Source organism: Paraburkholderia caffeinilytica (genome assembly GCF_003368325.1).
Taxonomy (GTDB): domain Bacteria; phylum Pseudomonadota; class Gammaproteobacteria; order Burkholderiales; family Burkholderiaceae; genus Paraburkholderia; species Paraburkholderia caffeinilytica.
Map to the genome: position 1 here is coordinate 1910010 of NZ_CP031466.1, position 25279 is coordinate 1935288.

Annotated in this window: 27 protein-coding genes; 14 read left to right on the forward strand and 13 right to left on the reverse strand. The window is 63.2% G+C overall.

Annotation, left to right across the window (positions count from 1 at the left end; genetic code table 11):
* Positions 1–83 precede the first annotated feature (83 nt).
* On the forward strand, positions 84–1004 hold the full coding sequence (locus DSC91_RS08485; protein WP_115777715.1) for a DMT family transporter: 921 nt from the start codon (positions 84–86) through the stop codon (positions 1002–1004).
* Positions 1005–1032: 28 nt separating this feature from the next.
* Here the strand turns inward: DSC91_RS08485 and DSC91_RS08490 are convergent, their stop codons facing one another.
* The 3 genes from DSC91_RS08490 to DSC91_RS08500 form a co-directional block, all read right to left on the reverse strand.
* Positions 1033–1284: a Txe/YoeB family addiction module toxin gene (locus DSC91_RS08490; RefSeq protein WP_115777716.1), complete on the reverse strand. Its 252-nt coding sequence runs from the start codon at positions 1282–1284 to the stop codon at positions 1033–1035.
* A 7-nt stretch (positions 1285–1291) separates the two neighbouring features.
* Entirely contained in the window at positions 1292–1588 is a 297-nt protein-coding gene (locus tag DSC91_RS08495; RefSeq protein WP_115777717.1) for a type II toxin-antitoxin system Phd/YefM family antitoxin, read from the reverse strand.
* Between the two features lie 272 nt (positions 1589–1860).
* Positions 1861–3159, reverse strand: a complete 1299-nt coding sequence (locus tag DSC91_RS08500; RefSeq protein WP_175171994.1) for an MFS transporter — start codon at positions 3157–3159, stop codon at positions 1861–1863.
* Between the two features lie 196 nt (positions 3160–3355).
* Between DSC91_RS08500 and DSC91_RS08505 the strand changes: the two genes are divergently transcribed.
* Genes DSC91_RS08505 through mdcH form a run of 8 tightly spaced genes read left to right on the forward strand, consistent with a single transcriptional unit; the run spans position 3356 to position 10533 of the window.
* A complete protein-coding gene (locus DSC91_RS08505) occupies positions 3356–4129 on the forward strand; it encodes a GntR family transcriptional regulator (RefSeq protein ID WP_115777719.1) in 774 nt (257 codons plus the stop codon).
* A gap of 8 nt (positions 4130–4137) precedes the next feature.
* Positions 4138–5808, forward strand: a complete 1671-nt coding sequence (mdcA, locus tag DSC91_RS08510) for a malonate decarboxylase subunit alpha (RefSeq protein ID WP_115777720.1) — start codon at positions 4138–4140, stop codon at positions 5806–5808.
* Positions 5809–5810: 2 nt separating this feature from the next.
* Positions 5811–6908 (forward strand): triphosphoribosyl-dephospho-CoA synthase, encoded by a 1098-nt coding sequence (locus tag DSC91_RS08515; RefSeq protein WP_229758306.1) that lies wholly within the window; start codon positions 5811–5813, stop codon positions 6906–6908.
* The gene (locus DSC91_RS08520) at positions 6896–7210 is read left to right on the forward strand and encodes a malonate decarboxylase subunit delta (protein ID WP_115777721.1); all 315 of its coding nucleotides are present in this window, start codon (positions 6896–6898) and stop codon (positions 7208–7210) included. The genes DSC91_RS08515 and DSC91_RS08520 overlap by 13 nt, the downstream gene beginning before the upstream one ends.
* A complete protein-coding gene (locus tag DSC91_RS08525; protein ID WP_115777722.1) occupies positions 7207–8091 on the forward strand; it encodes a biotin-independent malonate decarboxylase subunit beta in 885 nt (294 codons plus the stop codon). The genes DSC91_RS08520 and DSC91_RS08525 overlap by 4 nt, the downstream gene beginning before the upstream one ends.
* Positions 8088–8903, forward strand: coding sequence for a biotin-independent malonate decarboxylase subunit gamma (gene mdcE / locus DSC91_RS08530; RefSeq protein WP_115777723.1), 816 nt, complete (start codon positions 8088–8090; stop codon positions 8901–8903). The genes DSC91_RS08525 and mdcE overlap by 4 nt, the downstream gene beginning before the upstream one ends.
* Positions 8903–9595: a malonate decarboxylase holo-ACP synthase gene (locus DSC91_RS08535; RefSeq protein ID WP_115777724.1), complete on the forward strand. Its 693-nt coding sequence runs from the start codon at positions 8903–8905 to the stop codon at positions 9593–9595. Before mdcE ends, DSC91_RS08535 begins: the two co-directional genes overlap by 1 nt.
* The gene (mdcH, locus tag DSC91_RS08540) at positions 9595–10533 is read left to right on the forward strand and encodes a malonate decarboxylase subunit epsilon (protein WP_115777725.1); all 939 of its coding nucleotides are present in this window, start codon (positions 9595–9597) and stop codon (positions 10531–10533) included. The genes DSC91_RS08535 and mdcH overlap by 1 nt, the downstream gene beginning before the upstream one ends.
* 43 nt (positions 10534–10576) lie before the next feature.
* Here mdcH and DSC91_RS08545 read toward each other — a convergent pair whose 3' ends face one another.
* From DSC91_RS08545 to DSC91_RS08555, 3 genes are all read right to left on the reverse strand, one after another.
* Positions 10577–10897: a type II toxin-antitoxin system PemK/MazF family toxin gene (locus tag DSC91_RS08545; protein ID WP_115777726.1), complete on the reverse strand. Its 321-nt coding sequence runs from the start codon at positions 10895–10897 to the stop codon at positions 10577–10579.
* Positions 10891–11139 (reverse strand): AbrB/MazE/SpoVT family DNA-binding domain-containing protein, encoded by a 249-nt coding sequence (locus DSC91_RS08550; protein WP_115777727.1) that lies wholly within the window; start codon positions 11137–11139, stop codon positions 10891–10893. Before DSC91_RS08550 ends, DSC91_RS08545 begins: the two co-directional genes overlap by 7 nt.
* Before the next feature lie 125 nt (positions 11140–11264).
* Entirely contained in the window at positions 11265–12203 is a 939-nt protein-coding gene (locus DSC91_RS08555; protein ID WP_115777728.1) for a LysR family transcriptional regulator, read from the reverse strand.
* 174 nt (positions 12204–12377) lie between these two features.
* On the opposite strand from DSC91_RS08555, the gene DSC91_RS08560 reads away from it, so the two are divergent.
* Entirely contained in the window at positions 12378–13157 is a 780-nt protein-coding gene (locus DSC91_RS08560) for a putative hydro-lyase (protein ID WP_115777729.1), read from the forward strand.
* Between the two features lie 76 nt (positions 13158–13233).
* Positions 13234–14535 carry an MFS transporter gene (locus DSC91_RS08565; RefSeq protein ID WP_175171987.1) on the forward strand — a complete coding sequence of 434 codons (1302 nt, stop codon included), beginning with the start codon at positions 13234–13236 and terminating at the stop codon, positions 14533–14535.
* 22 nt (positions 14536–14557) lie between these two features.
* On the opposite strand, the gene yjfF is transcribed toward DSC91_RS08565, so the two are convergent.
* The 5 genes from yjfF to DSC91_RS08595 form a co-directional block, all read right to left on the reverse strand.
* Positions 14558–15658, reverse strand: coding sequence for a galactofuranose ABC transporter, permease protein YjfF (yjfF, locus tag DSC91_RS08570; protein ID WP_115777730.1), 1101 nt, complete (start codon positions 15656–15658; stop codon positions 14558–14560).
* Entirely contained in the window at positions 15655–16686 is a 1032-nt protein-coding gene (locus tag DSC91_RS08575; RefSeq protein WP_115777731.1) for an ABC transporter permease, read from the reverse strand. The genes yjfF and DSC91_RS08575 overlap by 4 nt, the downstream gene beginning before the upstream one ends.
* Positions 16683–18293 carry a sugar ABC transporter ATP-binding protein gene (locus tag DSC91_RS08580; protein ID WP_115777732.1) on the reverse strand — a complete coding sequence of 537 codons (1611 nt, stop codon included), beginning with the start codon at positions 18291–18293 and terminating at the stop codon, positions 16683–16685. The genes DSC91_RS08575 and DSC91_RS08580 overlap by 4 nt, the downstream gene beginning before the upstream one ends.
* A gap of 209 nt (positions 18294–18502) precedes the next feature.
* Positions 18503–19489 carry an ABC transporter substrate-binding protein gene (locus tag DSC91_RS08585; RefSeq protein ID WP_097396964.1) on the reverse strand — a complete coding sequence of 329 codons (987 nt, stop codon included), beginning with the start codon at positions 19487–19489 and terminating at the stop codon, positions 18503–18505.
* A 453-nt stretch (positions 19490–19942) separates the two neighbouring features.
* Complete coding sequence (locus DSC91_RS08595; RefSeq protein WP_115777734.1) at positions 19943–20542, reverse strand: alpha-ketoglutarate-dependent dioxygenase AlkB family protein; 600 nt, start codon at positions 20540–20542, stop codon at positions 19943–19945.
* 144 nt (positions 20543–20686) lie between these two features.
* On the opposite strand from DSC91_RS08595, the gene DSC91_RS08600 reads away from it, so the two are divergent.
* The gene (locus tag DSC91_RS08600) at positions 20687–21271 is read left to right on the forward strand and encodes a malonic semialdehyde reductase (RefSeq protein WP_115777735.1); all 585 of its coding nucleotides are present in this window, start codon (positions 20687–20689) and stop codon (positions 21269–21271) included.
* Between the two features lie 23 nt (positions 21272–21294).
* Here the strand turns inward: DSC91_RS08600 and DSC91_RS08605 are convergent, their stop codons facing one another.
* Complete coding sequence (locus tag DSC91_RS08605; protein ID WP_115777736.1) at positions 21295–21624, reverse strand: hypothetical protein; 330 nt, start codon at positions 21622–21624, stop codon at positions 21295–21297.
* Positions 21625–21991: 367 nt separating this feature from the next.
* Here DSC91_RS08605 and DSC91_RS08610 point away from each other — a divergent pair, with 367 nt between their 5' ends.
* The gene (locus DSC91_RS08610; RefSeq protein ID WP_115777737.1) at positions 21992–23155 is read left to right on the forward strand and encodes a metallophosphoesterase; all 1164 of its coding nucleotides are present in this window, start codon (positions 21992–21994) and stop codon (positions 23153–23155) included.
* Between the two features lie 122 nt (positions 23156–23277).
* On the opposite strand, the gene DSC91_RS08615 is transcribed toward DSC91_RS08610, so the two are convergent.
* A complete protein-coding gene (locus tag DSC91_RS08615; RefSeq protein ID WP_115777738.1) occupies positions 23278–23802 on the reverse strand; it encodes a hypothetical protein in 525 nt (174 codons plus the stop codon).
* A gap of 659 nt (positions 23803–24461) precedes the next feature.
* On the opposite strand from DSC91_RS08615, the gene DSC91_RS08620 reads away from it, so the two are divergent.
* Positions 24462–25169, forward strand: a complete 708-nt coding sequence (locus tag DSC91_RS08620) for an MgtC/SapB family protein (protein ID WP_115777739.1) — start codon at positions 24462–24464, stop codon at positions 25167–25169.
* Positions 25170–25279: the final 110 nt, after the last annotated feature.

The window sequence follows — 25279 nt, forward strand, 5'->3', positions numbered from 1 at the left end:
ATTTAATTCGTTTGTCGATGCCGTGCAAGCCGCGCAATACTGGTGACTCAACCTTATGTGACTCACTTCCGGAGCCGCTTCGCATGCCCCTCACCCAACGTCAACAAGGCGCCATTACGCTGGCCGGTGGCGGACTCCTGATGGGCACGCTCGGCATCTTCGTCGAGGAAGCGCGGCTCGGCGCGCTGACACTGGTGTTCTTTCGCTGCCTGTTCGGTTTCCTCTCGCTCGCGGCGTACTGCGCATGGAAAGGTTTCTTCACACGCGCGCATTTCACGCGCCGCACCGTCGCGCTGGCGCTGATCTCCGGCGTGTTGATGGTCACGCAGTGGGTCGGTTTCTTCGACGCGATTCATCGCACCAGCATTGCGGTGGCGACCGTGGTGTTTCATGTGCAGCCGTTCTGGGTCGTGCTGATGGGCGCGGCGCTGTTCAACGAGCGCCTCGGCGTCGACCGGCTGGGCTGGATCGCGACCGCATTCGTCGGACTTGTTCTGGCCTCGGGCGTCGCGGCTACCGCGGATCTGCAAGGGCATGCGAGCTATCTGATCGGCATCGGCGAAGCATTGGCCGGCTCGGTGCTGTATGCGAGCGTCACGCTGATCGCCAAAGGGCTCGGCAATTTGCGGCCGCACCTGCTGACACTCGCGCAATGCGCGGTTGGCGTGGTGTGTCTGCCCTTCATTGCGCCGCTTACCACCGTGCATATCGGGCCGATGCAGTGGTTCTGGCTGATCGGCATGGGTGTCCTGCACACCGGGCTATCGTATGTGTTGATCTACGGCGCACTACCGAAACTGACCACGCCGATCATCGCCGTGCTGCTGTTCGTCTATCCGCTGACGGCGATCGTAGTCGATGCCGTCGTGTATGGGCGGGCACTGTCGCTGCCGCAACTCGCGGGCATGGCCCTGATCGTGGCCGCGAGTCTCGGCGTAAATCTCGGCTGGCCGTTATTGTCGATGTTGCGTCCCGGCGCACGCGCGCGGCATCACGCCGATTGAGCGTTAGGGCGCTGCGGCAGGTCTTGTTTCAGTCGTCGTAGTGGAAACGGCAGGCGATCACGTAAATCTTTCCGTCTCGCGGCAAATAGACCAGGCGATCAGCGTGCGTGATACGGCGCGACCAGAACCCGCTCAAGCTGCCGACCAGCGCCTCCGGTTTTCCAGTGCCGCGATAAGGATCGCGCCGGCACTCCTCAAGCAGCGTATTGATCTTGCGTAAGACTTTGCGATCGGTTTCCTGCCAATACCGATAGTCGTCCCATGCTTCATCGGTGAACATAAAAACACTATCCGCCTTTGCGGCCTCCTCGTTGCGGCTTCTCTGTTTGTTCATCGGTCAGCAGTTCGCGCGGCAACGCACTGCCGGCATTCAACTGGGCGATAGACCTGGCGAGCCGCTGGGCATTCTTCGAAGAACTCAGAAGATACAAGGTTTCTTGCATCGCATTGAAATCCTCGAGCGAAACCATCACCACATTTTCGCCACTCTGTCTGGTTATCAGCATGGGCGTGTGATCGCGGCAGACGTCGTCCATCGCTTGCTTGAAGCCGGCACGCGCCTCGCTGTAAGTAAGGACGTTCATTGGTTTCTCGATCTGGCAGGTTGCCCTCCAGTCGCTCCTGTCAAAAGTTAGAGACGATTCCACCGCCAAGCGGATTTCTCATGCCACGGCGGCTGCCATATCGGCTGCCATATGCGTCGACAACCCGGGGACAAAACCATCCCGAGCCGGAGATTCATTGTACAGGTTTCTGTACATATCGGCAAACCCAAATGAGCAAAGGAAACGTCGTCCAACCGACAGGAAGCATGCCCGCTGCCGCCCACGCCCGCTACTCAGCCAAACGGCCAATCTCACTGCGGCAACACCTCTCCTTTCGTCTCCGGCGCAAACGGGATCACGAACAAGCCGACGATAAACGCCAGCGCCGTCAACGCCACCGGCACGCCCAGCGTATGCATATGCAGCACCGCCGCGCCGAGCAGAAAGTTGACACCGGCCCCGACAAACCGCCCGAACGACGTGCAGAACGCGAACGCCGTGGCCCGCACCCGGGTTTCGAACTGTTCCGGCAGCCACAAGCTGAACAGCGCGAAATTGCCGCCAAAAAAGCCCAGCACGAAGAGCCACGCGATAAACGGCGCGAGCCCGTTCGGCAAATAGAACGCCCAGCCGAAACTGCCGGCAATCGCCACCGCCATGCCGGTGAAGTAAACCGCCAGCGTCTTCTTGCGGCCGATTCGCTCGGCGAGCGGCGGCAACGCGAGACAACCGAGAATCGTCGCAATCGACAGCAAGCCGGTTGCCAGCGACGCCGTCCTGATCGCATCGTTCTTCGCCATGCCGGCCTTGGTCGCCAGTTGAATCACAGCCGACGGCTCGTACACCGCGCCCGCCCACAAACCGACGATCGCGATGGTCAACAGAATGCAAGCGACCCACGTGCGACGCCGATACGTCGGCCCGAAGATTTCACGCAGCGGCTTGACTTGCTCGGTGCGCGCTTCCGCCTTCTGCCACTTTTCCGACTCCTTCACGCGCAGCAGCACCAGAATCGCCACCACCACCGGCACCGCGCCGGTCAGGAACATCGCGCGCCAGCCGTAATGCACGCCGATCGTGTAGTTGAGCGCCGCAGCGAGAAAAAACCCGGCGTAGTACCCCGTCTGCAGATAACCCGCGCCCATCTTACGGCGATCTTCAGGCCATGACTCTGCCACATAGGTCCCCGCCAACGCCCACTCGCCGCCAATGCCGACCCCGGCAATGAAGCGGTAGACGCCGAGTTCCCACACGTTGTGCGAGGTCGCTGCAAGTCCCGTGAAAATGGCGAACGTGAAAATGGTGCCCGCCAGCACCTTGGTGCGGCCGAAGCGGTCGGCCAGCGGCCCCCAGATGAACGACAGCCCCCAGCCGACCAGAAACAGCGCGAACAGAATCGAACCGGCGAGCCCGACATTGGCCGGCGTCGCGGCGTACCCCGAGCGCGGCAGCAGCTCGGTCAACGCCGGCGTCAGCACGAGCGCGTAGATGAACGAGTCCATTCCGTCGAGCGTCCAGCCGGCCCACGCTCCCCAAAAACCTGCGATCTGCGAACGATTGAGCGGCGTGCGGCGCCGCACGACCGACGTGCGGTCGGTTAGTGAATTCATCATGCTCCTCCGGCCCTGCGGTTGACGTACGTGGCGTACGTGACTGACATAAAGGGAACGACGGGATGGCGTGCCTGCTCGCGAATCGATGCGCCTCGTATAAGGTTGAGAGGGCATCGCGGGCCGCCGGTGGTAAAAAGCTTTGCGGGTTTGCCCGTCTGTAATTGGCACATTTTCATATATAATATTTGATACCATGAGCAACGCAACAGATGGTTTTCCCCTGGACGCCCCGGCGCGCAGCCCGCTTCTACCCGCGGCGGCGCCGCGTGAGAGCATGTCCCATGTCATCGCGGAGGCGCTGCGCGCGGCGATTGTCGACGGCACCCTGGCGCCTGGCGCACCGTTGCGGCAGGACGCAATCGCGCGGCATTTCTCGGTGAGTGCAATTCCCGTGCGCGAAGCTTTGCGTCAGCTCGAAAGCGAAGGCTGGGCGAGAGCCGCCGTGCATAAAGGCGCAACCGTCGCGCCCTTGTCGGCGGATGAAGCGCGCGAAATCTATGAGATTCGCGCCGCGCTGGAGAGCCTTGCCATCGGCCTCGCGATTCCGAATCACACCGAGGCCACGCTGCGCGAATCCGCCGCGCTCTGCCGCGCCGCCGAGCGCGAGCCGGACCCGTCGTTGTACGTCGCGCGCAACGTCGCGTTTCATATGAGCCTGTATGCGCCCGCTGCCCGTTCGCAACTCGAGGACATGATCGGCACGCTGCATCGGCGCGGCGAGCGGTATCTGCGCCTGAAGTTCGGCTTGCCGTCGTACAAGGGCGAGTCGGACAATGAACACGCCGCCTTGCTCGACGCCGTACAACGTCGTGATATTCCCGCTGCACAATCCCTGGTCGCCGCGCATCTGCTCGGCACCGGCGACCTGCTCTACCGTTTCCTGACCGAACGCGCGCAGGCGGAAGCCGCGCTCGCGAACCAACCCAGGCCGCGTGCCAGACGCACGCGCGCCACCACCGGGAGCTGAATCCGCCGATGAACCGATCCGCCGAAGCCACCGACGCTTCCACCACCGCACGCTCCTGGACCACGCGCCGCGACGAAAAGAACCGTCGTCTCGCGGCGATTTCCCCCTGGCTGGAAGACGGCGTCCTGCCGACCAACCGCATCGTCGACGCACTCGAAGCGCTGATTAAGCCGGGCGACCGCGTCGCCCTCGAAGGGGACAACCAGAAACAGGCCGACTTCCTGTCGCGCTCGCTCGCCAAGGTGGATCCGCACAAGATCCACGACGTGCATCTGCTGATATCGAGCATCGGCCGGCCGGAACATCTGACGCTGTTCGAGCGCGGTATCGCGCACAAGGTCGACTTCTCGTTTGCCGGGCCGCAGAGTTTGCGCGTCGCGCAGCTGCTCGAAGACGGGCAACTGGAAATCGGCTCGATCTACACCTACGTCGAGTTGTACGCGCGGATGTTCGTCGACCTCACGCCGCACGTCGCGTTGCTGTGCGCGGAGAAGGCCGACCGTCACGGCAATCTGTACACCGGACCGAACACCGAGGACACGCCGACCATCGCCGAAGCCGCCGCGTTCCGGCATGGCATCGTGATCGTGCAGGTCAACGAGATCGTCGACGAACTGCCGCGTGTCGATATTCCCGGTTCGTGGGTCGACGTGGTCGTGCAGGCGGATCGGCCCTTCGCCGTCGAGCCGCTCTTCACGCGCGACCCCCGGCATATAGGCGACCTGCAGGTGCTCACCGCGATGATGGTGATTCGCGGCATCTACGAACCGTATGGTGTGAGCTCGCTGAATCACGGCATCGGCTTCGATACGGCGGCGATCGAATTGCTGCTGCCCACCTACGGCGAATCGCTCGGGCTGAAAGGCAAGATCTGCCGCAACTGGACGCTCAATCCGCACCCCACCATGATTCCCGCGATCGAATCGGGCTGGGTCGACAGCATCCATTGCTTCGGCAGCGAGGTCGGCATGGAGGCGTACATCGAAGCGCGGCCCGACGTCTTTTTCACCGGCAACGACGGCAGCCTGCGCTCGAACCGGGTGTTGTGCCAACTGGCCGGTCAATACGGCGTCGATCTGTTTATCGGCTCGACCTTGCAGATCGACGCGGACGCCAATTCGTCGACGGTCACGCGCGGCCGCCTCGCCGGTTTCGGCGGTGCGCCGAACATGGGCCACGATCCGCGCGGCCGGCGTCATTCGAGCGAAGCATGGCTCAAGCTGCTGAAGGACCAGGGTCCGGTGTCGCGTGGACAGAAGCTGGTCGTGCAGATGGCCGAAACGTACAAGAAAGGCGGCGAGCCGACCTTCGTCGATGAACTCGACGCGGTGGCCGTCGGCGCGAAGAGCGGCATGCCGATCGCGCCCGTGATGATCTACGGCGACGACGTAAGCCATGTCGTCACCGAGGAAGGCATCGCGCATCTGCACAAAGCCGAAGGGGTCGACGAGCGGCGCGCGGCGCTGGCAGCAGTAGCCGGTGTCACGCCGATCGGGTTGCGCGCGAAGCCGGAGAAAACGGCCGAACTGCGCCGGCGCGGCATCGTCGCGTATCCGGAAGATCTCGGCATTCGTCGTGGCGAAGCGAAGCGTTCGTTGCTGGCCGCACGCAGCATCGACGATCTGGTGACGTGGTCAGGCGGCCTGTACGCGCCACCGGCACGCTTCAGGAGCTGGTGACGATGGCGCCCGCTGTTTTGCTCGAGTGCGAGGCCGACGCCATGCCGGACGTAAAGGCGGAACTCGCGTCCCGTGCTGCCGCGCTGACTGGGAGAGAAACGGGCGCGGTCAGGTCCATGGCGTATGCCGAACCAGTGACTGAGGTCGACGTGCTCTGGCGCATCGCGCCGGCACGCCAGCGCGCCACGTTCTTGCACGTGGCAGGCACGGTAGAAAGGCAGGCGCCTGGCGTACGGACAGCACCGTCCGATGCGCAGCTCGCGCGCTTCGCGGTGTCCGCGCTGATCGACGAAGCGCAACTCACGCCGAAGCCCGCGCTGGTCGACCGGCGCGGCAGCGGCGCGCATCACGACCTCGATCTCGCCACCATGCTGCGCTCGGCACACGCGCTCGAACCGACCTTCGCGGCGCTCGCACGCGCCGCGCGCCGCCGTGGCAAACCATCCGCGCTGTTGCGTGCCGAACTCGCGCAAATCGGCCGCGCCGGCGAGCAGGCCATGCTGCATGCCACCGGTGGCAGTAACGCGCATCGCGGCGCGATCTGGATCGTCGGCCTGCTGGTGGCGGGTGCCTCGATGTCGAGCGGCGCCACGCGTCTGAACGCGTCGCAGGTCTGCACACTCGCCGCGCAGACTGCCTGCTTTCCGGATCGCTTCGCCGCCCCCGCCGACAGTCACGGCGAGCGCGTGCGGCAGCGCTATCAGGTGGGCGGAGCGCGCCGTGAAGCGCAAGACGGCTTCCCGCATGTCGTCGAGATCGGCCTGCCCGCCTTACTCACGGCACGAGCCCGGGGCGTCGGCGAAAACGCGGCGCGTATCGACGCCCTGCTCTCGATCATGGTGTCGCTCGACGACACCTGCCTGCTCCATCGCGCGGGTCTGCCGGGCTTGCACGCGGCGCAACACGGCGCGCGCCGCGTGTTGCAAGCCGGCGGGAGCTCGACGCCGGATGGGCATACTGCCCTCGTTGCGCTCGACCGTGACTTGCTGTCGCTCAACGCATCGCCTGGTGGCGCAGCCGATCTGCTCGCCGCCACCCTCTTTCTCGATATGCTGGCGCAGCATGCCGCCGGCGGGAGCTCAGCCTCATGGAACATCTGACCTTCGACTATCCGGCGCAACGCGCCGTCACGACCCGCGCGCATGTCGGCGTGGTCGGTTCGGGCGACCTGGAAGTCCTGCTGTCGCCGGCTGAAAACAGCGCGGCTCTGAGCGCGCACGTGGTCGTGCGGACCAGCGTCGACGGCTACAGCCACATCTGGAAGAGCGTGCTCGACCGCTTCTTCACGCGCTACGACGGCGCGGCGCACATCGAAATCAACGATTTCGGCGCGACACCCGGCGTCGTGGCGCTGCGGCTCGCGGAGGCCATCGAAGCGGCGGAACAGGGAGATGCCGCATGACGACCGTCGCTACTGCACGCCCCGCGCCGATGCTGCACGAAAGTTTCATTGAACTGCCCGCGCGCGAGCGCGCCCGCTCGCTGCTCGACGCCGGCACGTTCCGCGAACTGCTCGGACCGTTCGACAGAATCGAGTCGCCGTGGCTGCCGCTGCAAGGCGTCGTCTGCCAGGCGGATGACGGCTGCGTGATCGCGCGCGGCACCCTCGACGGCGAGCCGGCCGTGGTCGCCGCGATCGAGTCCGCATTCCAGGGCGGCAGCATCGGCGAAGTGTCAGGCAGCAAGATCGCCGCCGCGCTCGAGATGGCCTTGCGCGACTGCGAACGCGGCAAGATCGTCCGCCCTGTCGTGTTGTTCGAAACCGGTGGCGTCAGGCTTCAGGAAGCCAACCTCGGTCTCGCGGTAATCGCCGAGATTCAGGCAGCGATCGTCGCGTTGCGCCGGCATGTGCCGGTGGTCGGCGTGATCGCGGGGATGGTGGGCTGCTTCGGCGGCATGTCGCTGGCGGCGGCCTTGTGCTCGTATCTCGTCGTGACGAAGCAGGGGCGGCTCGGCATGAACGGCCCCGAAGTGATCGAACAGGAGGCCGGTATCGAGGAACTCGATGCAAGCGATCGGCGCCGCGTGTGGCAGTTGATCGGCGGCGAACAACGGGCCGCGACCGCGCTCGCCGATCACCTCGTCGAGGACGATGCGGACGCGGTGCGCGCCGCCGTGCGGTCCGCATTCACTCAAGGGCTGCCGGCTGCGCATCGCAGCGAACAGGTCGACATGTTCCTTGACCGCCTTGCGCGGATCGACCCGGCCAGCGTCACGCCGGAAACGATGCGTGAGATTTACAACCCACATGCTCAGAACAACGCACGCAAGGAGCAGGCATGAGCGACACCACCCTCAGCCGCGGTGCGCGCTGGTTCCATGCACTGGCTGGCGAACCGTCCGGTAAAGCGCCCGTGTGGAGCGGCGATGCGTCGCTCGGCGACGAAGCCGCGCGCTTCGTCGCGGTCGTTCCCGATCCCGACAACCGCTTTCCACGCGCGACCGATAATGTTGTCGGCCTCGAACAAGGCTGGCTGCTCGCGCGCGCCGTACGCGAGGCCGTCGCACGGGACGAAGCGAGCGAAACGCGCCGACCGATCGTCGCGATCGTCGACGTAAAAAGCCAGGCGTACGGCTACCGCGAAGAGATGCTCGGCATTCACCTCGCCTGCGCCGCTGCGGTCGATGCCTATGCATCGGCGCGCGACGCCGGGCACCCAGTGATCGCGCTGATCGTCGGGCCCGCCATGTCGGGCGCGTTCCTCGCGCACGGCTATCAGGCCAACCGGATCGTTGCGCTCGACGCACCCGGCACGATGGTCCATGCCATGGGCAAGGAAGCGGCCGCACGCGTCACGCGGCGCACGGTCGAAGCGCTCGACACGCTTGGCGAAACCATCGTGCCGATGTCGTACTCGATGACGTCGTTTGCCAAACTCGGCCTGCTCGATCAGTTGATCGAAGGCGTCGACGCCGATGCCCCCGATGCCGCGCAGATCGAGCGCGTGCGTCAGGTATTGACCGAACAGATCCGCAGCGCGCGCGCTGGCAGCCGCGATCTGTCGCATCGTCTGGAATCGGCTGCGGCGCAAAAGAATCGCGCAGCGTCGATCGAGGTGCGGCGGCGTCTCGCAGAACAATGGGATGCCGTGTAATGCAGGTCTGCGCCGCGCCGCCGTTTGCAGCCAATCACGCATTGTCGTGCGATGCGCGCTGGCGGCCGCATGATCTGCTACGCCTGACCCGATTGCCACAGCTCGACGGCGAACCGGCGTGGGTCCGCGGGTCTTTCGCGCGCGCGCCGTATGCGGTCGTGCGGCGCGCACTGGCCGCTAACGGCTTCGTGGCGATCGGCTTGCGCGGCGCGGAGCGGTCGCAGCGTTACGGCACGTGGGTGCATCGGGACGATATTGAAATCGCCGTGCCACCGGAAGCGTTGGCCCGAAGCAGCCCGCTTGCGGAGCGCAATGCGTTGCCTGCTTTTGCGACCCTCGCCGCATTGCAACGCGACACGGCCGGCGCATTGACGGGATTCGTTTGGGGACCAACCGGCAGCACGGGATTCGAACTGGCCACTCAAATTCCCACGGCCACATTCTCAAGCGATCTCGATCTACTAATCCGTGCGCCGGAAAAACTCTCGCGTCATGCAGCCATTCAGTTGCTGGACTATCTTCAAGCGACCGCGCAACGCACCGGCAGTCGTGTGGATGCACAACTGGAAACACCCGCTGGCGGCGTTGCACTGGCCGAGTGGGCAGCGGACAAAGCACGCGTGATGGCACGCCATGCCCGCGGCCCACTGCTTGTTGCCGATCCGTGGGCACCCGCCCGCGACAGTACCTGATGCTCGCCCTTCAGTTCCCGGGCCAGGGCGCGCAGTCGGACGGATTCCTGCACCGTCTGCCGCAGCACCGCGCCGTGACCCACACGCTCGAAGAAGCCTCGCAGGTGCTCGACATCGATGTACTCACCTTCGACACGCCCGACGCACTGCGCTCGACCGTCGCCGTTCAGATGGGTTTGACCGTCGCGGGCGTGGCAATCGCGCGCGCACTGACCGATGAACAGTTCAATCCGGAAATCAGCGCGGGTTTGTCGGTGGGCGCGTATGCGGCGGCGGTTAGTTGCGGCGCGGTTCACTTTGGCGACGCGCTAATGATGGTTCGCAAGCGCGCCGAGTTGATGGAGACGGCGTACCCGTCCGGCTACGGCCTCGCGGCCGTGTCGGGTTTGACCGAACACCAACTGGAAACACTCGCCGTGCAACACGCGGATGCGGGCTATGAACGTGTCTATATTGGCAATGTCAACGCGCCGCGTCAGATCGTCATGGCGGGGGCGAATGGCGCACTGGACACGTTCATCGAACGCGCTTTGGCGGCAGGCGCACGCAAAGCCATTCGTCTTGCGGTAAGCGTGCCGTCACATTGCGAACTACTCGCGCATGCCACGGACGAGTTGATTGCTTACGCAAAGGACGTCCCGTTCCACACGCCGCACAGCGCCTATATCGGCAATCGCGGCGGCCGCCCCTTGTACACAGCAGAGGCCATTCGCAACGATCTCGCGACTAATATGCGCCACACCGTACGCTGGTTCGACGCGCTCACCGTCATGCAGGAAATGGGTGCCCACGTGCTGATTGAAGCGCCACCGGGCCAGGTGTTGACGGACATTGCCCGCGAGAACTTTCCGGAGACCACAGCGCTTGCCGCCAGTAACTTTTCGTTCGACAAGCTGGTCGCTACCGCGCGCCGGCGCCTCGGGATGGATGGGCTTTAGAGCACGGCCATACGACCAACGCACGCACTATTGCTCACTCCACTCATTCCACAAAGATTTCCTGCAGCGTAGACAAGGCATTCGATAGCGCCGTATCCGACACCGCGCCGGCTCGCTTCACGAGCCGCGTCTTGTCTACCGTACGAATCTGGTCGAGCAGGATCAACCCTTTCTTGCGCAAGAAGGTGAGCGGAACACGAAAAGGTGCCGCGCGACCGGCCGTGGTCATGGGCGCGACAATCACGGTCCGCAGGTGATCGTGCAACTCTGCCGGCGACACCACCACGCAAGGACGCGTTTTCTGTATCTCGCTGCCGACGGTGGGATCCAACGCGACCAGCCAGACGTCGCCGCGCGCTACCACTCGAGCCCCGCGTCATCGGCGTTGGGAAACTCGCCCATCACGAGACCATCGTCTTTGGACGCCGCCAACGAACGGCTAGCCTCCGCCCACCCCGTACGCGCTTTTTTCTGCGGTCGCCGTATCACCAGCGCGTTGCCTTCCACTTGCATATCCACTTCGTCCTCCAGCCCCAGCTGGGTCAAAATCGGTTTCGGAATCAGTACGCCATGGGAATTACCCATTCTGCGGATGGTCGTTTTCATGGCTGCACCTGAACTGGAATCGTAAGCGGTTGGGCTTTAAAAGTAAACACAATGTTAGTACAGTGTAGCACGGCAAATGGCATAAGACGAATGACATGTTTTGGCGTACTCGTTGGCCGCCTGCTTCACCGTCTCTCGATCAACTGCCGCCCCATCGCCTTCGCATACTGATCACACGCGCTGCGTGCAACGCGTGATGCCGCCAGCACGCCGACGTCGGCGTCGTCGCGGTAGATCATTGCAACGTCGATCGGCGGCGGCAGCGGACGCACCTGCAATTGCCCCAGTTCGCCGCTGCTCAGAAAAGGCTCGACGAACAGCGCCGGCACCGCCGCGATCCCATAGCCATCGCGCAACAGTTTCACAATCACCGCCACCGACGGCATGCAGGTCACCTGAGTATCCGCAAACGGCACGCCGGCGCGTTTCGCAAGCGTCTCCACGATCGCTTGCACGGCAATTTGCGGCGCGGTGCCACGGCCGAACGTCAGCACGGGTTTCTGCAATACGGTCCGCACATGTTGCGCGCGGCTCGCCGGAATCAGATCGCTGCGCGCGATCCAGCGCACCGGATAGCTCGCCAGCAAGGTCGAAACGATCGACGCTTCCTGCTCGCCGGTGTCTTCCACCTGAATGACGAGATCCAGCTCGCCGGCGCGCAAGCGAGGTCCAAGCACAGCGCTCGAGTCGACGGTCAGGTCTACGACGATGCGGTTGTACTCGACGTTCAGCATCCGGATGTAGTCCGGCAGCCAGCTATGCACCACTGTCTCGATGACGCCGAGCCGCAGCCGCTTCGTCACCTGGGTTTCGTCCTGCGCGGCCAGTTGCAGCGAGCGCGTGGCCTGCACCACCGAGCGCGCGTGCGCGAGCAGCCGTTCGCCATTCGCCGTGAGCTGGAACTCGGCGGCGTCGCGCTCGATCAGCTCGACGCCTAACTCAGCCTCGAGCGTTTTGATGCGTAGCGAAATCGCGGCGGGCGTGGCGTGCATTGCAGCGGCGGTCGCGCGAAAACTGCCTAGACGTGCGAGCGTCAGAAACGTTTCGACAAAGCGGGTGTTCATTGCATGAGTTCCCTCAACAGGGTTCCGAAAGACTCGATCATCGCCGCAAAACCGCTGACGGTGCTGTTAAGTTTAATTTAACGAAACACAAGAATAACTCGCTGGATGGATATTTTTGGCGTTACTAATCTGGCTTCCATCAGTTACCTGGACCTAGCAGGAGTCAAGCCGTTCATGTCCTACACGCCCTCCGAGTTTCGTCAGCAGATTCGCAGCCGCCGTTTGTCCGGGCCGACTGCGGGCTACTGTGGCGACTATGCGCAAGCCAACCTCGCCATCCTGCCCAAACAATACGCCGACGATTTCCTGCGCTTCTGCGCGCTCAATCCGAAAGCTTGCCCATTGCTCGGAATCGGCGAGCCTGGCGAATGGCGCGTTCCGTCGCTCGGCGCTGATCTCGACATCCGCAACGACGTCCCCGCGTTTTACGTGTACCGCCACGGCGAACGTGCCGAGGAGGTGCGCAGCCTCGACGAACTGTGGCGCGACGATCTGGTGGTGTTCGCGATCGGCTGCTCGTTTTCGTTCGAAGAAATGTTGCGGCGCGAAGGCATTCCGCTGCGCCACATCGAACAGCAGGTCAACGTGCCGATGTATCGCACCCGGGAACGCAATGTGGCCGCAGGCGTGTTCGGCGGCAACCGCGTGGTCTCGATGCGGCCGATGAAGGCCGCCGACGCGATCCGCGCCATCCAGATCACCAGCCGTTTTCCCGCGGTGCATGGCGCACCGGTTCACATCGGCGACCCCTCGCTGATCGGCATTCGCGACCTCTCGCGGCCCGATTTCGGCGATCCAGTCGAGGTGCGCAGCGACGAGCTACCGGTGTTCTGGGCCTGTGGCGTCACACCGCAAGCCGCGATAGAAAGCGCGCGTTTGCCGTTTGCCATCGCGCACAAACCGGGGCACATGCTCGTCACCGACATTCCCAACACCACGCTGGCGATGCTCTAGCCGTGGCGTTATTTGAGCTGTCCCACCACAAGCCGCGCGCCAAGACGCGACCACTGACCACGACCGGAGTGCAGGCATGAAAACCGAAGCGCAGTTGACCGCAGACACCGAACGCTATAGCCCGCCCGGCACAGGCAAAAACCCGTTTGCGTGGTATCGGCAGATTTCCACCAGCGAGAAGCGCGCGTTCTGGAGCTGCAAGATCGGCTACGTGCTCGACGCCATGGACACGCAATTCCTGAGCTTCGTGATTCCGACGCTGATCGCGACATGGGGCATCACGCGCGGCGACGCCGGTCTCATCGGCACGGTCACGCTGCTGAGTTCGGCGCTTGGCGGCTGGGCGGCCGGCGTGCTGTCGGATCGCATCGGCCGGGTGAAGACCCTGCAGATCACGATTCTCTGGTTCGCGGTTTTCACGCTGGCTTGCGCGCTGGCGCAGAATTTTTCGCAACTGCTATGGGCGCGTGGACTGATGGGACTCGGCTTCGGCGGCGAATGGACGGCGGGCGCGGTACTGATCGGCGAAGTCATCCGTGCGCGTGACCGCGGCAAAGCGGTGGGCCTCGTGCAGGCAGGCTGGGCGATCGGCTGGGGCGTGTCGACGCTGCTGTTCATGGCCGTGTTTTCATTCATACCGGCCGATTACGCGTGGCGCGTGCTGTTCGCGATCGGTATTGCACCGGCGCCGTTCGTGATCTGGATCCGCCGCTTCGTCGAAGAGCCTGAGGTGCATCGGCAGCAGAAGGAAGCGCAAGCCGCGGCGCAAACGCATTTTTCGCTGCTCGACATCTTCCGCGGCGATATCGTCTGGACGACGCTGCGCGCTTCCATTCTCGCGACCGGCGTGCAAGGCGGCTACTACGCCGTGACCACCTGGCTGCCGACGTATCTGAAGACCGAGCGGCATCTAAGCGTGATCGGTACCGGCAGCTATCTGGGCGTGGTGATCGTCGGTTCGTACTGCGGCTATCTGACGGGCGCTTATGCCAGCGACAAGATCGGCCGTAAGCGTGCGTTCATCGCGTTCGCGCTGGCCTCGTGTGCGATTGCGTTGATCTACACGCAACTGCCGCTCGACAACGTCGCGATGCTCGTGCTCGGTTTTCCGCTCGGCTTCTGCGCGTCCGGCATTTTCTCGGGAATGGGCGCGTTTCTCACCGAGCTGTTTCCCACACGCATTCGCGGTTCCGGCCAGGGGTTCTGCTACAACGTCGGGCGGGCAGTCGGCGCGACGTTTCCGTTCCTGATCGGCTACGTCTCGCAGACCATGACCCTCGGTCACGCGATCGGCGTATTCGCCGCCGCGGCGTACGGTATCGTGATCCTCGCCGCGCTGACGTTGCCTGAAACCCGAGGTCGTGAGCTCAACGCCTAAGCCGCGCTATCGCGCCGTCGCGCTATAACGCCTGCTTCGGCGCGCGTCCGATCGCATGTGAATCGGACGCCGCTGCCGCGTCGCCTCGACCGCGCTCGCGGCCTGGCGTCACAACAGCACCGGTGCCGCCCGGACGCCCCACCGATTTCGCATGCCGCTCGATCAGCCGTTGCAGCAGACAGAACGCGCACAGCAAGGCGCCGATCACGATGCGGGTCCACCACGAACTGAGCGTGCCGTCGAAGGTAATCAGCGCCTGGATCGTGCCCAGAATGCCGACGCCGAACAGCGAGCCGATCACATAGCCGACGCCGCCCGTCAGCAAGGTTCCGCCGATCACCGTCGCCGCGATCGCGTCGAGCTCCATGCCCTGCCCTTGCAGCCCATAACCCGACAGCACATAGAACGTGAACACCGCGCCGCCGAGGGCCGAGCAGAAGCCGCTCAGCGCATACACGCCGATCCGCGTATGCGCGACCGGCAGGCCCATCAGCAACGCCGAGCGCGGATTGCCGCCCACTGCATACACGTTGCGGCCAAAACGCGTGAAATGCGCCACATAGATCGCAGCGGCAAGCGTGACGAGGGCGATCAACACATTGGCCGTCACTGAACCGACGCCGATGTTGAGCCGGAACGCGGAAATCTTCTGGAACGTCGGATCGTTGATCGTGATCGACTGCGTCGTGATCAGAAAACACAGGCCACGCGCGAAGAACATGCCGGCCAGCGTGACAATGAACGCCTGCAAGCGGAAAAAGTGAATCAGCGCACCCTGTACCGCGCCGAACACCGTGCCCATCAGCAACACGATCGGCAAGATCAACCAGACCGACAGATGCATGTGCTCGGACAGCACCGCTTCGACGATGGTAGTCAGCGCCACCACCGAGCCCACCGACAGATCGATCCCACCGGACACGATCACGAACGTCATGCCGATTGCGACGATCAGCAGGAAGGCGTTATCGACCAGCAGATCGAGCAGCACTTGCCACGAGAAGAATCCGGTGTACATCACCGAGCCGAAACCGAACAACGCGCAAAACAGCAGGATGGTGACGGCGATCGGCAACGTGCGCGGATCAACGATATGAGCCCAGGCTTCGAGGAGTCGTCTCATCGCGCCACCCCGCGCTGCGTGAAGAGCGACATGGCAAGCGCGCGCGCCGAGGGCGACTGGATCACGCTCACCGCCAGCACCACGGCCGCCTTGACGACGAGCGTCGCTTCCGGCGGCACGCCGATCGAATAGGTCGTATAGGTGAGCGTCTGGATGATCAGCGCACCCAGTACGGTGCCCGTAAGACTGAAGCGGCCGCCGAGCAGCGACGTGCCGCCGAGCGTCACCGCCAGAATCGCATCGAGTTCGAGCAGCAGGCCTGCGTTATTGCCGTCGGCGCTGCGCACGTTCGAGCTGATGAGGATGCCCGCCGTCGCGGCGGTCAATCCCGAGAATCCGTACACCGCGAATACCAGCGCTTTCGAGCGCAAGCCGACGAGGCGCGTTGCCACCGGATTGACGCCGATCGCGCGAATGAAGAGCCCGAGCGCGGTGCCTTCGACGAGTGCCGCGGTGGCCAGCACGGCAACGCTCGCGATCCACACGGAACACGGCAGGCCAAGCCAATAGCCGCCGCCGACGAACAGATAACCCGGTGCGCCGATCGGAATGATCTGCCCCGCTGTCAACAGTTGCGCAATGCCACGGCCGGCGACCATCAGGATCAACGTGGCGATGATCGGCTGCATGCCGACGAACGACACCAGCAGCCCGTTCCACATGCCGCTCAACACACCGACGATCAACGCCGCGAACAGGGCCTGGGCGATCAATCCGGCGCTCGGCGCGGGTTGCGTCGCGAGTATCGTGGCCGCGGCGGCGCCGGCAATCGCGACCACCGCGCCAACCGAAATATCGATGCCGCGCGTGGCGATCACCAGCGTCATACCGGTCGCGACCAGCACCAGCGGCGCCGCGCGATTCAACACGTCGATCGGCGCGCCGAACAGATGGCCGTCGAGCATCCTTAAAGAAAGAAAATGCGGATTCACCCACAGGTTCAGGACGCACAACAGCACCAGCGTGACGCACGGCCAGATCAACGGGCGCTCCGCACCATCGCGCGCGAACCAGTTCGATAGCTTCATTCGCCGCTCCCCGCGATGAGTCGATAAATGTTGTCCTCGTTCGACGCTTTGCCGGCCACTTCGGCGATCTTGCGGCGGTCGCGCAGCACCGCCACGCGATGACTCACGCGCAGCACCTCGCTGATTTCCGACGAAATGAACAGGATGCTCAGCCCGTTCGCGCACAGGGTCAGCAAGCGGTCCATGATGTCGAACTTGGCGGCGACGTCGATGCCGCGGGTGGGCTCGTCGAGAATCAGGAGTTTGGGGTTCGTCGCAAGCCAGCGCGCGAGCAGCGCTTTCTGCTGGTTGCCGCCGGAGAGCAGCCCGATCGGCTGTTCGGCATCCGTTGCCTTGATGCCGAGACGCTCGATCCACATGTCCGCGATTTCGCGCGCGCGATTCCGTTTGATCTTGCGCAACCAGCCGCGCCGTGCCTGCAACGCCAGCAGAATGTTCTCGCGGATCGACAATTCGGCGACGATGCCCTCTTTCTTGCGGTCCTCCGCGCAGTAGCCGATGCCGTGGCGCACCGCGTCCCGGGGCGAACGCAACCGCACAGGCCGGCCTTCGATCAGGATTGTGCCGCTGTCGGCGCGATCGGCCCCGAACAATAGCCGGGCTGCCTCCGTGCGGCCTGAGCCTAGCAGTCCGGCCAGGCCCAGAATCTGGCCCGGCTGCACGTCCAGGTCGATTGGCTGCAACGTGCCGCGCCTGCCAACGCCGCGCAGTTCGACAAACGGCTGCGCAGTGCCCTTGCTCTGAGGCCCTTCATGAGCGGCGTGGCCGTCATGTACCGCTTCGCGCAAGCGCGCGCTCATGCGCTCGTGGCCGACCATCTTCGCAACCAGTTGATCGGCCGGCAGATCCCGTGCGAGATATTCGCCCTCACGCTCGCCGTTGCGCATCACCGTGATGCGATCGGAAATCGCATACGTCTGCTCGATAAAATGCGTGACGAACAGAATAGCGATACCTGATTGCTTAAGATGTCGAAGTATTTTGAAAAGCTGCGCGACTTCACCGTCGTCCAGGCTGGAGGTCGGCTCGTCGAGAATCAGCACGCGCGCATCGACTGACAGCGCTCTCGCGATCGCCACCATCTGCTGCACGGCGATCGGATAGGCGTCGAGCGACCGGGTGACGTCGAGCGCCACGTCGAGACGGGCCAGCGCGGCCTGCGCGCGCCGCTTGATGTCCGGCCAGTCGATCGCGCCAAAGCGCTTTGGCTGCCGACCCGCAAAGATGTTTTCCGCCACCGACAGATTCGGGCACAGGTTCACTTCCTGATACAACGTGCGCACGCCGGCCGCTTCCGCCTCCTGCGGCGAAGCAAACGCGACGATCTCGCCACCGAGGCGGATCGTGCCCGCGTCGGGCGCGACTACGCCGGTCAGGACGTTGATCAGGGTGGATTTGCCGGCGCCGTTCTGCCCCATCAGCGTGTGAATCTCGCCGGGGAACAGGCGAAAATCGACCCGCTGCAGCGCTTTCACGCCTGGGAACGTCTTGCTGACACCGGTAGTGGCCAGGATAGGCTCAAGTGCATTCGAGGCGGCGCCGGTGCGTGCGTCGCCTGTGACAGCCTTCGCGGCCGGCGGATTGGGTTCCGATGCGGGATGCGTCATAGACCTCGCTCGATCGGCGGTGCATGGGTCGGGTGGGCTCAGGTTGGCCCCGTTATGTCCAATCTGGTTCAGCTGAAAAGAGACCGCCCGCTGCCGAAGCAGTCAGACGGTCAGGCACCACTGGAGAAACCCCTGCGACCTGTTCGTACTTCGCTTTTTTCCTGCACCTATCGTACGGATCGCTAATCAGTTACCCGGCACACTCCGCCTCAGTACTTGCGCGTCGGCAAAGTCTGCGCCGCGACGCTCATCGGGAAGACGGTCTCTTCCGTCAGGATGCGCTTGGGCAACGGCTTGCCGGCCACCACATCCTTGACCGCCGACATCAGTTGCGGCCCCAGCAGCGGACTGCACTCCACGTCGACGTTCATCTTGCCTGCGGCCATTGCCTGGAAGCCGCCTTTGGTCGCATCGAACGAGACGACGGTGATGTCCTTGCCCGGATGCATGCCGGCCTCTTCCATTGCCTGGATGGCGCCGAGCGCCATATCGTCGTTATGCGCATAAACTACATTTATTTTATTCCCATAGGTTTTTATGAATGCTTCCATCACCTGCTTGCCACCGGCAAGCGTGAAGTCGCCGCTTTGCGATGCAATGATCTTGAATTTGGGATCGCTCTTGATCACTTCGATCAGGCCGGAGTGCCGGTCGTTGGCGGGCGCCGAGCCGACCGTGCCCTGAAGTTCGGCAATGTTGATGGGACCTGGATCATTTTTATAGTGATCGGCGAGCCAATGACCGCCGCGCCGGCCCTCTTCCATGAAGTCCGAGCCGATCATCGTCACGTACAGAGACGTGTCTTTCACGTCGATGTTGCGGTCAGTCAGGATCACCGGAATCTTTGCGGCTTTAGCTTCGCGCAGTACCGGCTCCCAGCCGGATTCGACGACCGGCGAGAACGCGATCACATCGACTTTCTGCGCAATGTAGGAGCGGATCGCCTTGATCTGGTTTTCCTGCTTTTGCTGGGCGTCGGAGAATTTGAGCTTGATTTTGGCGTCCGCGGCCGCTGACTTCACCGACTCGGTGTTGGCCGTTCGCCATGCGCTTTCGGCGCCAACTTGCGCGAAACCGAGGGTGATCTGTTTGTCCTGTGCATAGGCGCCCGGCGTTGCCAGCGTCAGTGCACCGATGCTCGAGCAAAGCGCGAGCGCGCCCAACGCACGGCATGCGGCGCGTCGTGTATTCGCCATGACTGTCTCCTGATCGTTGTTGTGTAGGCGATCCATCGAACCCGCCCGGCATTTGCGGCCCTCACGGTGCGTGGATCGTGATGTAGCGTAGTGTCTGGGGCGTTAACCGTCCAATCATATGATTCGCGCAGGCGATACCAATTTTGGTATAACGCGCGATATCGGCTGTAGCCGTGGACGTGGGCAATGCTGAGTGGCTCGCTCGAGTACCGGCGGCGATGGAGCATGGCGTAGAAGATGCTTTTTTATGCGCTTAAGTGCTCGACGTGGCTTCGGGCAAACCACGAATGGGTGCCGGGCTTTGGGGCTTTGGGGCTTTGGGGCTTTGGGGCTTTGGGGCTTTGGGGCTCTGGGGCCTTGGGGCTTTGGGGCTTTGGGGCTTTGGGGCTTTGGGGCTTTGGGGCTTTGGGGTTTTGGGACCAGGGGCGGCGCGGCCAACGGCTAGCCCGCAAGCTAGCGGGCGCCCCCATGCGGCGTCACCCAGCGAAACGTCAGATTGATCCGCTCTCCGGCCACACGCGGCTCCTTCGGCACGCGATGCCGCCACTCGGCCTGCGTGTTGCCTTTCATCACCAGCAAGCTGCCGCCTTTCAGCGAAAACGACTGCACGACGCCGGTTCTGTTGTGCCGCAAGTCGAACGTGCGCGCGACGCCCAGGCTGATCGACGCAATCACCGGCTGTGCGCCAAGCTCAGGCTCGCGGTCCGCGTGCCACCCCATGCTGTCGGTGCCGCTGCGGTAGCGGTTGATCAGCACACTGTTAAAGCGCGCGTGGCAGGCTGCTTCCGCGGCCGCTCGCAGTTCGGCGACGGTCGGGGTCCACGGTTGCGGCACGTTGCGAATGCCGGAGTAGACGTAGACCGCATCCGGTTCGCCCTGCCAGGCCGTCAGCCGCGGCAGCGGCACACGGCCGGCAGGCGTGCCCATTATGTCCTGACGCCATGCCACTTCGCCGATGAGTTGCGTTAAAGCGTGCGCCGCGGCGTCAGGCGCGAGCCACTCGGGATACCAGTCCACATCGGGCGCGGGAAGGTCATCGAATAGGTCCGCCATGGAATTGCCTGAATGCGATTGCGCGTGCGATACGTGCGCGAGTAAGAACGTTGGCTATTATGGCGGCAACGACGACGACGCTCACACCTTTGGTTTGCGCTGTCATCCGGATTTCTCACTCTGCAACTTCAACGGACTACCACCATGACTCTTTCCGATCAGGCTCTCGACCAGCTCTTTCGCGAAGCGCGCACGCATAACGGCTGGCAGGCCAAGCCCGTGGACGATGCCGTGCTCAAGCAACTCACCGAACTCGCGCTGCTCGGTCCGACCTCGGCCAATTCGAGCCCTGGGCGCTTCGTCTATGTGAAAACGCCGGAAGGCAAGGAGAAGCTGCGTCCGGCCTTGTCGGCGGGCAATCTCGAGAAGACGATGGCGGCGCCGGTCACGGTGATCGTCGGAATGGATATGGCGTTTTACGAGCATCTGCCGAAACTGTTTCCGCATGCCGACGCGCGCAGCTGGTTCGCCGGCAACGACAAGATGATCGCGGATACGGCGTTTCGCAATTCGACGCTGCAAGGCGGCTATCTGATTCTCGCCGCCCGAGCGCTTGGCCTCGACACGGGGCCGATGTCAGGCTTCGACGCTGCCAAGGTCGACGCGGCTTTCTTCGCCGGCACGACCGTGAGGTCGAACTTCCTGATCAATCTCGGCCACGGCGATCCGTCGAAGCTTTTCCCACGCAGCCCACGCTTCTCCTTCGACGAAGCCGCCCGGATCGTCTGACGGGCCCTGAGTGGCCGATGCGTTTATCTGAGCAGCGCTACGTAGAACACCACTGTGCCGATCACCGCACCGATAAAGCAGAAGCCTTCGTCGGCGTCGTCGCCATTAGAACGCAACCACGCGCCGACGACGCCGAACAAACCCGCGATGCCGAGCGCGACGCATACCATCACCACGTCGAATAACGCGCTTTTGCCCAGCTCGGAGAAGTCGATGTCGCGCACGCCGAAGTACAAGGCGAGCGCCATCAGCGATATGCCCACCAGCGGCAGCATGACATGGCTGCCCTCCCGTCCGACGTGATGCCCATGAAGTACGTGGCGTACGTGATTGCCTGATCCAAGCAGTTTCATGATACGTCTCCTGCCTCGCCATCTACCGACGAGCAAACGAACCGCCCGTGGGCCGCGATGGCCCAAAGGCGAACCGGTTCTATTCGAGAATACTCCACGTAGAACACCATTCAAAGCCCATTTAATAAGGCCCCACAACAGGTCTGGCGAGCGGCCTGCGGCAGGGGAAATGCTGCAATGCGATACCCGCCGGCGGCCCTAAGCAGGGACGTGTTCGGCCGTCCCTTGGGAGCAAATCCGGGGCCGTCGGCAAGGGGTTGCACATCTCGGTAGAATGATCCGGCTCGCCTGCTTTCGCACAGTTGCGGTTGGCGAACCGCCGCCGTTGCCGCGCTCGTGCCGTCCCCTTCCCGTCCCTATTCTCTCTATGCGCCGCTTATCGTTTCTTGTTCGCTTCATCCTGATTGGCATCCTGCTGCATATCTACGTCGGCTTTCGTCTGATTCCCGACATGCCGGTCGGCGCCACCGTTCGGTGGCTGTGCGCGTTGTGGCTGGTGCTGTCGATCTTTCTGATACCGCTCGGCATGCTGGCGCGCACCATCAAACAGCAGCCGCTCAGCGACCGCCTCGCGTGGGTCGGGTTGCTGGCGATGGGCTTCTTCTCGTCGCTGCTGGTTCTGACTTTCGCACGTGACCTGGCGCTCGCCTCGCTGCTCACAGTCGATGCAATCTGGCCAAACACCATTGCAATCGCGCACTGGCGCACCGGCTCGGCGGCCGCGGTCCCGCTGCTTGCACTGCTCTCGACGCTCGTCGGCCTGTTCAACGCACGGCGCCGCGCCAAGGTGGTGACGATCGAGGTGCCGATCGACGATTTGCCGGCAGCGCTCGACGGCTTCACGATCGTCCAGATCAGCGATATCCACGTTGGCCCGACCATCAAAGGTCGGTACGTGGATGCAATCGTCGACGCGGTGAATCGTCTGAAACCGGATCTGATTGCCGTCACCGGCGATGTGGTGGACGGCAGCGTGCCGCAATTGACCCGACACACGCAGCCCCTGTCGCGACTCAGTGCGCGTCACGGCGCGTTCCTCGTGACCGGCAACCACGAGTACTACGCCGGCGCTAACGCCTGGATCGACGAATTCCGGCGCCTGGGTTTGAACGTTCTGCTCAACGAACATGTGATCGTGGAACACGACGGCGCGCGCGCGGTGATTGCCGGGGTGACTGATTACTCGGCGGGCCATCATGATCCGTTGCATCGGAGCGACCCAGCGGCAGCCCTCGCCGGCGCGCCTGGCGACGTGCTGATCAAAGTACTGCTCGCGCACCAGCCGCGCTCTGCCGAAGCAGCCGCAGCAGCAGGTTTCACGCTGCAGCTCTCCGGACATACTCACGGCGGCCAATTCTTCCCGTGGAATTTCTTTGTGCGCTTGCAGCAGCCGTTCACGGCCGGTCTCGCACGGTTGAACGGCCTGTGGGTCTACACGAGTCGCGGCACCGGCTATTGGGGGCCGCCGAAGCGCCTGGGGGCGCCCTCGGAGATCACACGATTGCGCCTCGTGCCCGGCGAGCCCGACTAAGGTCGTCGAACCAGGCGCGAGGTATCGGCTCACCGACGTCAAAGGGATTGCGCGAAAAAGCGCGGACGTCCGCCAGGAACGTCGGCGCTCCGGCGCTGACGCGCCGCTTCAGCCAGTTTGAATTACTGCGCGGGCGCCACCGCCACGCTGACCTGCGGTGCGTACGCCACCAAGACCTGCATCCCGGGCGTCACGCCCGCGACCTTTGCCGGCTCGCGGCCCTGGATATGAAACACCGCCCCATTCGAGCCCTTCAAGGCCATGATGCCGGACGCGTGATCGATGTCCTGAACTTCGGCGGTGACGTTCTGTACGGTGTTCTGCTGTGCCGGTTGAGCAGCCGCGCCGCGGCCGCCCGCACCACGCGTCACGCTGACCATGGCGTTGCGCATCATCCGGATATGGACCTTGCCACCCTGCTTGATCTGCGCCAGGTTGCTTGCATCGGTCACGGTGAATGAAGCTTCACCGCCCTGTGCATCGAGCAAGGTCACTGAATGTTTAGCCTGGTCGACTGACTTCACGACACCCTCTGCCTGCAGCGTGCTGCTGCCTTCAAACGGCGCGGGCAAACCGGCGGCGAACGACGTGAGCGGAGCAGCGGCAATCAATACACCTGCAATGATGCCAAGGGCCTTTTCTTTCATACTTTCCTCAATTGGATCAACAACGACAAGAGACGACTGGAGGCGGATCGGATGCGCCTGGCATAGCGCAAGAACAACCGAAAATTTCCGGGCGAATCTGTAAGAAATGAAGCGCGGATTGAGCACCCAAACCGCACGATATGTTTTGAAGTGTCCAACAGTGTGTTTTCCAGGATGCAGACCGTCAACATTCGGAGTCCGTATTTATGCAAGGAAAGTTCTGAGCTTGCCGCGAAAAATTCCGTGAGCATCCTACGAGGCATTCCGCCACCCTGCTTCATCTCGGCTTGACTTAACTTTGCAGAGCTGCCTAAAATTCGCCCAGTTTACTTAACCGGAATCACGATCTTGGACAGTAGCAGTAATACCGGTCGAGCTTCGATTCGCCCGATCGCCTGATCGGCAAGATTTCCGCGTCAGCCTTTGCCTGTCGCCGTCTTGCCTTCGGGCCGACGGTGCACGTCGTTTATTCCCTCGTACTGCCAGTGAAGCCGCGCACGGCTCGATGCCAGGCCGTTGCTCCATGACTTTTAGCGCGCGAGCCTTGGGCTCGTTTGCCTCGTCGCGCCTGAGCGCGGCCACGTTCCCGGTGTGGAAACGTACGGCTGTCATGCTTGAGGTTCACGCTGTGCGAACACGCGCATCAACCTTTCTTACCGATGACAATTGAATTCGTCTGGCGGCTTTTTGCCGCCTTCAGCTGCGGCGTCGCGATCGGCCTTGAACGGCAGATGCGGCAGCGCAACGCCGGCCTGCGCACCATCACGCTGGTGGCCAGCGGTGCGTGCCTGTTCGTCACGCTCGGCGTGCTGACCGGCAACGGCACCGCGGGCATCACGCAGATTGCCGCGTACGTCGTCTCCGGCGTCGGTTTTCTCGGTGGCGGCGTGATCATGCGCGACAAGGGTTCTATTCAGGGGATCAACACCGCCGCGACCTTATGGTGCTCGGCTGCGGTCGGCGTATTGTGCGGTGCGGGCCACTACGGCCCGGCGCTCGCCGGCACCGCGGTCGTGCTGCTGACCAATACGGCGCTGCGTGAAGTAAGCCGGATGATCAACGCGACGCCTGTTTCGAACGCTGACCTGGTGCGTGAGTACGTGCTGACGATCGTATGCCGGGAGGCCGACGAGATTCACATTCGTACCGCAGTGTCCAACTCGATGTATTCGACGCCGCTATCGTTCCAGAGCCTGACAAGCGAGGATCTCGATGACGAGACGGGACGCATTCGCGTTACGGCAACATTAAAGCTGCATCCGAAAGACCAGCCGAAACTCGAACAGATGGCAAGCCGCATCAGCATGGAAAAGAGCGTATCGAGCGTCAGCTGGACGGCCAAAGAAGCTGAGCCGACGCCAGAGTGAGTCACGGCGCGTAAGCTCCCCATCTTCGCGCGCATCGTCTACACTTAGCTTGCAATAGATTTAGACAATGTTAATTCCGCGTCCTGAATATGGACTGTCCCATAACCTTC